Here is a 12,374-nt window from a genome sequence, read left to right on the forward strand (position 1 = left end):
AACACCAACAACGGCGAAAAATGTAATAAAGTGAATAATCTCCCCCGGAAGGGGAGACTTTTGATTGTCATTTTAATATTCGAGTTACTTAAAACCCTCCCTTGGGAGGGGTGCCGTGGATTGTGAAATGGCAGGGAGGGGTTTATACGTGCGATTAAACCTGTAATGTTCAATAAACCCCTACCTCCACCTTCCCCAAGGAAGGAATCGCACTAGGCCCAAGCTTTCTTTTTATTTCTTCCGAACACCTATAGTGACAACACCAACAACATCTTACCAAACGAAGGAATATAATGTTGGTGACAACACCAACATTGGCGAAGTCTCACCCTGCGGGGGAGATTTAGAGCGGGCTCTTAAAACTCCTCATGAATATAAGTCATGATCCTTACCATTTCATCTCTGATCTCTTTAACGGGCCGGGTAAAATTATTGTTCATGAACGAGAATGCCAGCCGTTTACCTTTCCGGGTAACCAGGTAGCCGCTCTGGTTATAATTGTTTGATAACGATCCTGTTTTTGCCCAGATAAATACCTGACCGTTATCCGTTTTATAGGCATTACGGATAGTGCCGGTTGCGCCGCCCGCCGGCATCATACTATGTAAAAGCTGCTCGTCCTTTACCTCGTCCTCAATTTTACCTAACAACGCGATGATACTGCGCGGTGTAAACAGGTTTTGCCGCGAAAGCCCCGAGCCATCAACCCATTGTGGGGCATCGGGCAGGTCATTTAAAAAATGCTCTTTTGAATAGCTGATCACCGAGCTGGTGTTGAGCGTATTAAATTTTACTGATGAACAGGCCAGCAGCAGTTGCTCTGCAATAAAATTATCGCTGGGCTGCAGCATTCGTCTGTAAACCGAATCGGCATTGGTATTATAAATGGTTTTCGCGTTGCTGCTTAACGGCAGGTTTACGAGCCACACTGGTTTCTTCAGGGTATCACGCAGTAATGCCAATGTTAATTCCGGACTTGTTTTCCACGGAATTTCCTGCCTAAAGTTTGGAGGAACCGGCATTACAGGATAAACAAAGTTATTACCTGAAAAATCGCGCTTAACCATAAATTTATATGGATGATAACTGACATCGCTGTTTAAAAATCGTTTAAGGTATGATGGTTTAACCTGCAGGTTGCCGTCGCTGTCGGCATATAGCAGGGCTACATTATCTTCTATCGGCATGGCAGTTATTTCGGCCTGGTAATAGTCATTATAATCATCCCAGGCCCATCCGGCCCCATAAAAATCATTGTCATAACCCGTTGCCGAATAATAAAGCTTTTTATCACTGTGTTGCAAAAAATTTAAGCCATTCACGCCTTTAAGGTCGCTATGTAAAAATGAAGGATCGCCCGTACCCCAGAAAACCAGCGAATCGTTGCGCAGTTCATACCGAAGGGCCGGGATAGAATCGCCCAGCATTTTAAGACAGGTATAAAAAGTAAACAGCTTGGTATTTGATGCCGGAATAAAATATTTATCGGCATTTAATTCATATATCATTTTTTTATCATCCAGGTCATATAAAGCAAAACCTGTAAAATGATCATTTACTATCTGCGAGTGCTTAAACAGCTTTTTTATCTTCCGTTTTTTTATTGACCGGCCATAAAGGGTATCATTAAACAATAATAAACCACATATCATTAACAGAAATACAAAAGTTGTTCTTAGCATAAATTTATTCTATTTAACCAATTATTGTTGTAAATTTAATACACCGATTAATATACCAACTTGTTACTTACGTTATTTCATAAATTAAAGCTATTCCGGGCATTATGGCTGGCGTGTTCGCTTTCGTTTTGCTTTTTATCGGCCCAGGCACAGTACTTCGATCTTGAATATCATAAAAAAAAGATCACCATACCATTTCACCTGGTACGCAGCCTCATGGTAATAAAGTTAAGCATTAATCATAAGGGGCCTTATAATTTTATATTAGATACCGGGGTTGGGCTTATGATCATAACTGATCCTAAATTGGCCGACTCTATCCCGATTCCTAACAAGCGTACCTTAAAAATACCTGGACTTGGCGAGGGGGAGGACGCCGAAGCCTACGTTACATCGCCTTTGGATGTTGAAATACCTGGGCTGGTAAGTTATGATGTGGCCGCGGCTATCCTCAAAAAAGATCTTTTTAGTTTATCGGGCTATGCCGGAATGCCTATACATGGCTTGCTTGGGTACGAGTTTTTTAACAACCTGGCGGTTAAAATTAACGTTCAGGACAGCACTTTAACAGTTTGGCGGCCAAAGGACCTAAAAGTATTTAGAAAAGGTGTGCACATACCCATTACTATTGAAGACAGGAAACCTTACGTTGAGGCCTGGATAACCTTACAGACTGGCGAAAACATAAGAAGCAAGCTGATTATTGACCTCGGTGCAGGGCATCCGGTCTCGCTCGAAAATATCATACCGCGCTATGGCCTGCCTCAAAAATTTATTGCTTCGGCAAACCTGGGCATTGGTTTAAACGGGCCAATTAATGGTTATATAGGGCGCCTGGAGGCGCTTGAAATAGGTAAATTTAAAATCAAGCAGGTTATAGCCTCCTTTCCCGACGCTGGCAATAACCAAAGTGAGCTATCCGTTAGGCGGGATGGCAACCTGGGTATCGGCATATTAAAGCGCTTTTCTGTAATATTAGATTATGCGCACAATACCATGTATTTAAAACCAGGTTCAAAGTATCGTGAACCCTTTGAGCACGATATGAGTGGGCTTGAATATTATGCGGCTGGTGATAATTTTGATCGCATAATTATTAACCGTGTCGAGCCCGGCTCGGCCGGCGATGAGATTGGCCTGGAAAGGGACGATGAGATAGTAACCATCAATTTTAAACCGGTATCAAAAATGACGCTCGAAGAAATTGATGACCTGTTTAAATCAAAAAACGACAGGAGCCTTTTGCTTGATGTTTATCATGATAAAAAGCTTGATAAGGTAATCCTTACTTTAAAACGGCGTATCTGATGAGCATTTGCGTTGTAAACACCCTGCATTTTACTTAAATTTACGTTTCAAATTATCATCATAAATGAAAAGATACTCCTTGGCAGCCCGCCATTTGTGTGGTGCTGCATGCTTGTTTGTTGTTTTAGCCAGTTCATGCGCCACTAAAAAACAAACCGCAAACCAAACCCTAACCCTTAAAACCACAGCGGGGCCATCAGGAACAGTGGCAACCGCAACAGTTGGCGCGCCCAAAAAAGAAGGTATTAAAAAATTCAGTGACCTTATAACCGGCAAAATAAAAGCCGATAGCGGCCTTTTTAATACGTACAAAGTTGACGGTAAATATTATTATGAAATTCCCGATTCATTAATTAACCGCGAAATGCTGGTTGTTACCCGGTATATTAAAACTCCGGGCGGCTTAAAAACCTTTGGTCAGCAATATGGTGGCGAAGAATTGAATAACCAGGTATGGAAATGGGAGCGCCATGACAAGCAAATTTTTATACGTGTACCCAGCTATTCTATAAGGGCCGATAGTACAACCGATATGTACCAGTCGGTTAAAAATTCAAACCTTGATGCCGTGCTGGCCGGGTTTGATATTAAAGCTTTTAATAAAGATAGCACCGGTGTATTGATTGATGTTACCGACTTTTACAATGGTGATATAACGGCTATTGGTTTAAGTGATAATGTAAAAAAAGCTTATAAAATTTCAGGAATAGATAATACAAGGTCATATATTGATACTATTAAAAGCTTCCCGATAAACCTGGAAGCCCGCGTCTTAAAAACCTATCGCTCTGGCGAATCGCCTACTGATAACTCCAACGGCGCGGTAACTTTTGAGCTCAACACATCCATGCTGTTGCTGCCAAAAACACCCATGAAAGCCCGCATCAGCGATGAAAGGGTTGGCTTTTTTGGCCAGCGCCAAACCGATTATGGGACCAGCGCACAAAAGGCCCTGGTAACTGCCTACATACACCGCTGGAAACTGGAACCTAAAGACCCTGCTGCCTATGCCAAAGGCGAACTGGTTGAACCTAAAAAACAAATAGTTTATTACATTGACCCCGCTACCCCTAAAAAATGGGTGCCATACCTTATTCAGGGTATAAATGATTGGAACAAGGCTTTTGAAGCTGCTGGTTTTAAAAACGCCATTATAGGCAAGGAAGCCCCAACACCCAAACAGGACCCTGAATTTAGTACCGAAGATGCGCGCTACAGCGTGATCAGGTATTTTGCGTCAGACGTTGAAAACGCTTATGGGCCCCATGTTTCTGATCCGCGGAGCGGCGAGATATTGGAGAGCCACGTAGGCTGGTACCATAATGTGATGAGCTTGCTGCGCGACTGGTACCTGATACAAACCGCCGCGGTAAACCCGGCTGCCCGCAAAGCTCAGTTTACTGATGAACAAATGGGCGAGCTTATACGCTTTGTATCGTCGCATGAAATTGGCCACACCCTGGGCTTGCCCCATAATTTTGGTTCGAGCTATGCTTACGCGGTTGATTCATTGCGGTCAAAATCATTTACAGACAAGCATGGTACAGCGCCATCAATCATGGATTATGCCCGTTTTAATTACATTGCCCAGCCAGGTGATGGGGTTACCCACCTTTATCCGCAAATAGGCGAGTATGACCTGTGGTCAATAAAATGGGGATACAGCTGGTTCCCGGGTAATAAAACCCCTCAGCAGGAAAAAGAAATATTAGCCGACTGGACAAATAAAAAAGCCGGCAACCCGCTTTACTATTATGGCAGGCAAGGCACATCTATTGACCCTCGTTTGCAAAATGAAGATCTGGGCGATAATGCCATGAAAGCAAGTACTTATGGTATAGCCAATTTAAAACGCATTTTGCCTAATCTCGAAAAATGGACCTACCAAAAAACCGAGAATTTTAGTGATGTATCAGAGTTATACAACGAAGTAATAGGCCAGTTTTACCGTTATATGGGTCACGTTACTACCAATATTGGTGGCATGAACGAAAACTTTAAAACTTATGATCAAAAAGGTGCGGTATATGGTTTTGTTAGCAAAGCCCGTCAGCATGATGCTGTGCTGTTTTTAAACAAGCAATTATTTGAAACCCCGCTTTGGTTAATAAACAAACCCGAGCTAAGCAAATTTGATAATGGCGTTATTCTTAACCGCATTAAAGCCTTGCAGGTAGCTGTATTAGCCAATGCCACTAACCCGTCAAGGCTGGCACGCATGTATGATAACGAGGCTAAAAATGGCAATAGCGCCTACACGGTTGCTGAATTGTTTACCGATATACGCCTGGGTGTTTTTAGCAATAACAAACCAGATGCCTTTAAACGTAACCTGCAACGCGGATATATTGATAACCTGAAGAGTTTACTGGACAACGATTTAAGCACTACTATACCTGGCGTAACCAGCTCACAGCTGGCATCATATGGTTTAACTCCCATAAACATTGCCCTGTCTGACATAAGGCCAATGGTGCGTGCTGAATTAAAGAAAATAGACGTTGGATTGCCGAAGACTGGTGATGCTTTAACAACGGCGCATTTCGCAGATCTTCATTTAAGGATCAAAGAGGCATTAAATCCAACCAGGCCGGTAGTGAATTTCCCACAATCGCTTATGCGTGGCATAAATACCGACGAAATTATTAGAGAAAATAATGGTGGCGGCTATATGAATTGTTGGCCGCGAACAGTTGTTGACAAGTAATTTACTATAATCTTAAAATCTATTACCCCGATCCTGCTTAGTTTTTAAGCAGGATTTTTTTTTGAATATGTACATGAAGGCAGCATTGATCAGCTGTAGCTGAACATTGGCAATAATATAACACTATATCATTCAAAATAATGTTACTTGAGCTGGCTGATGTTTTCAAAAAAAGCAACCTGAAGATCCAACAACGACCTCACATTAATTTTTTCGCCGTAGGCATCAAAACATAAAAATTTTGTTCTTTCTGGATGATTTCTTTTTTCTTTTTCGAAAAAGTTAAAAGTCTCAAAAAAATAATGATTGGTTGTTACATTATTTTTGCCATTAGTTTGCGATGCATTTAGCCGAAAGCCAATTGCATCAATCCAAATATGCACTTTTGAGTGCAATGTGCTGCCAATATTTTTCATAGGTTAATTAGATTTTATAGATTTTAAGTATAACGAAAGTTACGAGCTTTTTGTTGTCATTTTTTTTCAAACATTTGTGCATTCTTCACATACGATATACTGGGTTAAAATTATACCCCGACAACAAATTTCTTCTGTGTTAATACCCCCGCAACTAATTAGCTACATATGCGTAAAAGTGTTACCATACAAACCTTAAAATCTTAATTTGATGAGAAAACTAAAACTCTTGTTTCCTATTTTATTCGTATGCCTTTTTAGTGTGAGTGCATGTAAAAAAGATGGGACGAACGGGGCAAACGGCGCCACTGGTGCCGATGGGGCACAAGGCCCGCAAGGGGATACCGGCGCACAAGGACCTGCGGGACCACAAGGACCAGCGGGACCTACCGGGGCCACTGGCGCAACCGGAGCGCCTGGGGCAAATGGAGCAAACGGCGCCACTGGGGCAAACGGCGCCACTGGAGCTCCGGGCGAAACCGGCGCCACTGGTCCACAGGGCCCGCAAGGCCCAACAGGGCCGGCAGGGGCCGACGGGTCGGTTGACGTTAAAAGTTATTTATTAATTAACAAAAGCGTCACTTTAACCGGGTTTACCTCTTTTTCAATACCCGCAATTACACAGGAAATTGTTGACAGTGGTGTTATTTTAGTTTATTTCAGAACTACAGGCAGCACCAGCGGTTATTTTGCATTACCTTATAGCGAAGCCGGGCGCACCATAACACTATCTGATTTTGGGGTTGGTTACGTAAATGTTAAGGCTAATTTCTCACAAGGCGGGCTTGATTTTAAAGTTGTAGTTATTCCAGGCGGCAGTCTTACTACCATGAAGGCCGCGCACCCCGGCATCAACCTTAAAAACTACAGCCAAGTTGCAAGCGCCCTGCACATAAATTGATATTCCATTATGTATACATAAACAGAAAAAGCCGGTATTACCGGCTTTTTCTGTTTTATACTGTAACAATGACGTGATTGATAAGCGTTTAGCGCAACCAGTGTAACAATCATATGGTTTTTTAACAATTAATACTTTATAAATTGAACATTTGCATTCAAATTATGTCTTATGACTAATTAATAAAATAGCAAGCTGATTAAACACTTTATGAAACCCCTCTTCCTTATTTTAAGTTTTATCCTTTTAAGCGTACTTAACACATTTGCGCAAACCGCGCATGATGTAAGTGGTACTATTGCCGACTCAACCAAATTATCGTTACCGGGCAGCAGCATCAAACTGGTATCAAACAGTGGCGATAGTACCATATCCATTGCCGATGCCAACGGAAAGTTCACCTTTGCCGGGGTTAAAGGAAGTAAAATTACACTCACCGTATCATCTATTGGTTTTACAGCTGTTAAAAAACATTTTGCGCTTACTGATGATGGCAAACCTGTTGATCTGGGTAATATTATTTTGCAGCCACAAACAAATATGTTAAACCAGGTTACTATTGTTGGCGCTGCAAATCCCATTACCCTTAAAGAGGATACCGTGGTATATAACGCGGGGTCCTATAAGGTGCGTGAGAATGCCCCGGCCGAGGATTTGCTCAAAAAACTTCCTGGTGTTGATGTGGATGTGAACGGTAATATCACAACCCAGGGTAAACAGGTAACTAAAGTGCGCATAAACGGTAAGGACTATATGGGGGGCGATGTTCAAAGCGCAACCAAAAACCTGCCTGCGGATATTATTGAAAACATCCAGATGATTGATGATTATGGCGATCAGGCAAATTTAACAGGTGTTAAAACCGGCGAACCTGATAAGATCATGAACATAACGATCAGAAAAGATAAAAACTACGGCTATACCGGCCAGGCTACTGCCGGTGATGGTGAGGACGCATTACCCAAAAGCCAGGGTATCCCAAATCAAAACCGTTACATAGGGTCGTTAAATGTTTTCAATTTTAATGGCGATCAGCAAATTGCTGTTCAGGGAAGTTTTAATAATACCAACGTAAACACCTTTTCTTTTGGCAGCACCGGCACCCGTGGTGGTGGTGGAGGCGGCGGTGGAGGTGGCGGCTTTGGGAGCGGTGGTGGTGGTTTTGGTGGCGGCGGTGGCCGTGGGAATGCCGGGCGCGGAAGCGCAAACTCCGGAAGCCTTATAACGGCTCAAAACGGGATTACTGTTGCCCGTTCTATCGGCGTAAATTTTCGCGATCAGTGGGGTAAAAACCTTTCGGTATACGGTAGCTACAGCTTCGCGGATAATACCACATCAACCATTAATAATATATTTCAGCAAAACCCCTCAAGTGAGCAGCGCCAGTACAGTCTTGAAAAAGATGAGAACATCAATCACCGTTTTACCTGGAATATGGAGTACAAGCCCGATACGGTAAATTATTTAAAGGTTACACCTACGTTTTCATACGGTGGCACCAATACCAATGAGGCCGACAGTTCTTCACTTAGCCAAAAGCAGGCTATATCAAATGCATATACTTCTATTACCAATGGCGATTCGCAGGCGCCTAACTATGGTATTTCGGCATTGTATAATCACCGGTTCAAGCATCGCCGTAATTTGAGCATCTTTGCCAACGCGAGCTCGGCCCCAACCTGGTCGTTCCAGAACCCGGTTTATAATTATACCGTTGGCATCCCGCGTACTCCAATAAACCAGTTGATAAATACTTCCAGCCGTACCAATAGTTATGGTGTAAATTTATCATACCTTGAGCCACTTGGCACTCGTTCATATCTTGAGCTTAATTATGCATTTAACCATTCAGTTACTGCAAACAACAAAGAAACAGACACCTTAAGCAACGCCAATACTTATGACCGGTCTGATTTATTAAGCAATCAATACAACTATACTTTTACTACCAACAAAGTTGGTTTAAATTACCGCTTTGTTGAAAAGAAATATAACTATACATTGGGTATAGGTGTACAGCCTTCTGTTTTAGATGGCGACTCTCCATTAAGCGGCATCGAAACGCACAGATCAACCTTTAATATTATTCCTACGGCCAGGTTTATTTATAACTTTTCGCGCAGCAAGGCATTCAGTATTAATTATAACGGATCAAACGCGGCGCCAACATTTAATCAGTTGCAACCCGTAACCGATTATTCAACCGCATTTTATCCGGTTATAGGTAACCCTAACCTTAATCCGGCATTTACAAACAATGTTTCCATTAGGTACAATAATTTCAGTTTTGCCACAGGCGATGTATTTTTCGCCAATCTATCTTATCAGCAAGTAAGTAACCAGGTAGTAACCAATACCATTACTTCAAGCTCAACCGCACCAGGTGCATCAAGCAATATTTTAACGCAATATTTAAATGCCGATGGCTATTATAACGTATCGGGCCGCCTAACTTTCTCTAAACCATGGGCCGAGCGCAAATACACTGTAACACTTAACGGTACAGCCACTTACAATAATAACGTAGGTTATTTAACAAAGGTAGCGTCTGATCCGCTTGCTGCAACCCCTCAGGAAATTAACGCATCAATGCAAAAGAACCTTGCTAAAAATCTCGTTTTTACTCCCGAAATACGTTTCAGGGTTGATTTACCTAATATAATTGACGCTCAAATTTTAACCAATTATGCGATCAACAGAACCAGCAACTCTGTAAAAGATACAATTAATGATGCATTATCAAACGTAAGAACATGGAACATAGGTGTAAACGGAAAAAACTACTTTGGCGACTGGGTATTTAGCTACGACTATTCAAAAGCTACCAACTATGGCTATAACTCTAATATTAAGGTAACCAATCCAAACATCCTGAACCTTTATGTGGAGCGCAGGTTCCTGAAAAATAAAGTGGCTACTATCCGCCTTTCCGGCTTTGACTTATTTAACGAAAATACCGGTTTTACATCTGTTCCAACGCCCAGTTCCCTTACACAAACACGTGTTAACCGGCTTGCGCGCTATTACCTGCTAACCTTTACCCTGCGCCTGCAAAAATTTGCAGGGAAAGCTCCTGTACAGGATGGTGATATGGGCGGCGGACGCCGGTTTAGAGATGGTGGCGGAAGACGCGATGGCGGCGGTACGGGCCCTGTACCAGGCGGCCCTCCCGGAGGACCACAATAATATAAATAGAAAGCCCCATCCGTTAAGATGGGGCTTTCTATTTATGATCGTTTAGATTTATAATGGTTTATTGTATTACTAATACGTTGTTAATAACCCGCTCCAGTTCTTCCAGATCAAACGGTTTGGCCAGGTAGGTTTGGGCGCCGGCATTGCTGGCCAGTACCTGGATATCACTGTTGGCCGAAAAATAAATAACCGGTATATGCTTTAACTCTGCCGATTTTTTAAGGGTTTGTGTAGCAACAATACCACCGGCATCGGGAATCCAGTTATCCATTAAAATCACATCAGGTAAAACACCCAACACTTTGTCAATTATATTGTTGCAATCGGTAAAAGTGTGAACTTCCCATCCCTGCTCTTCCAAAATATAACTGCAAATAGAAAGTATATCTTCGTCGTCATCAAATATAATGATCTTTTTATTCAGCTCTTTCATTTCATACCCTGAGTGAAAATATAAATAAAATTTAACAAAATCAAATATTTTAAAGTCCTGATAATACAAGCAATGAATCAACTAATTGTTTATCAGTAATGAATTAAATCATTTTTCTGATAACGCCAACGCTGCTTGTCGCTACCTTTTTTTACGAACATTGCGGATTTTTAATGGTGTATATATTACACTTTGGTAATATATTAGTTACTCAATATTTTATGTGCCTTTTTATTAAAAACAATAATAAATTTACCTATCCTATTATAACCGTATCAAACCAGGTTGCTTCATGCACTGCTGCTAAATTTTAACGTATGAACAAAAATATCCGATTTTTACTGTGGCCCCTGCTATTGGGCGCCGTAACCACTGTTAACGCGCAAAAGAATGCGCAGGCCAGTCTGTGGCTAACTAAAGCCGACAGGTCTGTTTTGTTTGAGAAGCAAAAAGACGCCCTGATCTTTAAACCTGCAAGCGGCAGCAACTTTACCATAAATATTAATGATAAGCAAACCTACCAACCAATTGACGGGTTTGGTTTTGCCTTAACAGGAGGCAGCGCCATGCACATCATCCGCATGAGCGCCAATAGCCGGGCCGCCCTTTTAAAGGAACTGTTTGCCACCAGTGATAATAATATCGGTGTTAGTTACATCCGGTTGAGTATTGGCGCCTCAGATCTGAACGAGAAAGTGTTTTCATATGATGATATGCCCGCCGGCCAAACCGACCCCACGCTGAAACATTTTGATCTGGGTCCCGACAAGCAGGATGTGATCCCGGTAATGAAACAGATCCTGGCCATAAATCCGGCCATAAAAATATTAGGATCACCCTGGTCGCCACCAGCATGGATGAAAACCAATAACGATACCCGCGGCGGCAGGTTAAAACCAGAATATTATAGCGTTTACGCCAAATACCTGGTAAAATACATACAGGGTATGAAGGCTCAGGGCATACCTATTGATGCCATTACCATTCAGAACGAGCCTTTGCATCCTGGCAACAACCCAAGTTTATTACTGGTAGCGCCAGATGAGGGCGCGTTTATTAAAAACAACCTCGGTCCGGCTTTTAAAGCGGCGGGCATCCGTACCAAAATAATTATTTACGATCACAATGCCGACAGGCCCGATTATCCTATCTCTATTTTAAATGACCCGGCCGCCCGTAAATATATTGATGGCTCTGGCTTTCACTTATATGGCGGCGATATTGAGGCCTTAACAGATGTGCACAACGCCCACCCTGATAAAAACCTTTATTTTACCGAGCAAATGGTTGTTGAGCGCGAAAACAGCGCTACCATCAATATTGTATCGCCGGTTAAAAGGCTTATCATTGGCGCTACCCGCAACTGGAGCCGCAACGTACTGGAGTGGAACCTGGCTGCCGATCCGGATTATAAACCCTATACCGACAGGGGTGGCTGCCCATCATGCCAGGGCGCTGTGACTATTGATAAAGACGCCGTAAAAAGAAATATCGCTTACTATTCCATAGCACATGCATCTAAGTTTGTTCGTCCGGGTTCGGTCCGTATTGCCTCTAACAACTCAGATAATTTGCCTAACGTGGCCTTTAAAACGCCCGATGGTAAAAAGGTTTTAATTGTGGCCAACACCAGTGATGCATCACAGGATTTTAATATCCAATACCTGGGCAAAGTGATAGCCGCTACGTTAGATAAGGGATCGGTTGGTACTTATATCTGGTAAAAACAATA

At 42.3% G+C, this 12,374-nt stretch carries 8 protein-coding genes; 5 read left to right on the top strand and 3 right to left on the bottom strand.

Translation table 11 applies throughout. The features are described from left to right. Positions 1-356 precede the first annotated feature (356 nt). Positions 357-1,682, bottom strand: coding sequence for a D-alanyl-D-alanine carboxypeptidase/D-alanyl-D-alanine-endopeptidase (locus tag AC1DRQ_RS11205; protein ID WP_477424395.1), 1,326 nt, complete (start codon positions 1,680-1,682; stop codon positions 357-359). Between the two features lie 60 nt (positions 1,683-1,742). Here AC1DRQ_RS11205 and AC1DRQ_RS11210 point away from each other — a divergent pair, with 60 nt between their 5' ends. Both AC1DRQ_RS11210 and AC1DRQ_RS11215 read left to right on the top strand, forming a co-directional pair. Then, the gene (locus AC1DRQ_RS11210) at positions 1,743-2,990 is read left to right on the top strand and encodes an aspartyl protease family protein (protein ID WP_429399205.1); all 1,248 of its coding nucleotides are present in this window, start codon (positions 1,743-1,745) and stop codon (positions 2,988-2,990) included. A 64-nt stretch (positions 2,991-3,054) separates the two neighbouring features. Beyond that, complete coding sequence (locus AC1DRQ_RS11215; RefSeq protein ID WP_477424397.1) at positions 3,055-5,697, top strand: zinc-dependent metalloprotease; 2,643 nt, start codon at positions 3,055-3,057, stop codon at positions 5,695-5,697. 143 nt (positions 5,698-5,840) lie between these two features. Here the strand turns inward: AC1DRQ_RS11215 and AC1DRQ_RS11220 are convergent, their stop codons facing one another. Further along, a complete protein-coding gene (locus AC1DRQ_RS11220; RefSeq protein WP_477424399.1) occupies positions 5,841-6,113 on the bottom strand; it encodes a hypothetical protein in 273 nt (90 codons plus the stop codon). 211 nt (positions 6,114-6,324) lie between these two features. Between AC1DRQ_RS11220 and AC1DRQ_RS11225 the strand changes: the two genes are divergently transcribed. Further along, positions 6,325-7,014 (top strand): hypothetical protein, encoded by a 690-nt coding sequence (locus AC1DRQ_RS11225; protein ID WP_477424401.1) that lies wholly within the window; start codon positions 6,325-6,327, stop codon positions 7,012-7,014. Between the two features lie 210 nt (positions 7,015-7,224). Continuing rightward, positions 7,225-10,200: an outer membrane beta-barrel protein gene (locus AC1DRQ_RS11230; RefSeq protein WP_477424402.1), complete on the top strand. Its 2,976-nt coding sequence runs from the start codon at positions 7,225-7,227 to the stop codon at positions 10,198-10,200. Between the two features lie 67 nt (positions 10,201-10,267). On the opposite strand, the gene AC1DRQ_RS11235 is transcribed toward AC1DRQ_RS11230, so the two are convergent. Beyond that, positions 10,268-10,642, bottom strand: coding sequence for a response regulator (locus AC1DRQ_RS11235; RefSeq protein WP_477424404.1), 375 nt, complete (start codon positions 10,640-10,642; stop codon positions 10,268-10,270). 317 nt (positions 10,643-10,959) lie between these two features. Between AC1DRQ_RS11235 and AC1DRQ_RS11240 the strand changes: the two genes are divergently transcribed. Beyond that, complete coding sequence (locus tag AC1DRQ_RS11240; RefSeq protein WP_477424406.1) at positions 10,960-12,366, top strand: glycoside hydrolase family 30 protein; 1,407 nt, start codon at positions 10,960-10,962, stop codon at positions 12,364-12,366. Positions 12,367-12,374: the final 8 nt, after the last annotated feature.

Source organism: Mucilaginibacter sp. P4_E8, from assembly GCF_056401495.1.

Coding starts and splice junctions, on each gene's coding strand:
- AC1DRQ_RS11205 (WP_477424395.1), bottom strand. CDS start 1,682: ATGCTAAGAACAACTTTTGTATTTCTGTTAATGATATGTGGTTTATTA.
- AC1DRQ_RS11215 (WP_477424397.1), top strand. CDS start 3,055: ATGAAAAGATACTCCTTGGCAGCCCGCCATTTGTGTGGTGCTGCATGC.
- AC1DRQ_RS11220 (WP_477424399.1), bottom strand. CDS start 6,113: ATGAAAAATATTGGCAGCACATTGCACTCAAAAGTGCATATTTGGATT.
- AC1DRQ_RS11225 (WP_477424401.1), top strand. CDS start 6,325: ATGAGAAAACTAAAACTCTTGTTTCCTATTTTATTCGTATGCCTTTTT.
- AC1DRQ_RS11230 (WP_477424402.1), top strand. CDS start 7,225: ATGAAACCCCTCTTCCTTATTTTAAGTTTTATCCTTTTAAGCGTACTT.
- AC1DRQ_RS11235 (WP_477424404.1), bottom strand. CDS start 10,642: ATGAAAGAGCTGAATAAAAAGATCATTATATTTGATGACGACGAAGAT.
- AC1DRQ_RS11240 (WP_477424406.1), top strand. CDS start 10,960: ATGAACAAAAATATCCGATTTTTACTGTGGCCCCTGCTATTGGGCGCC.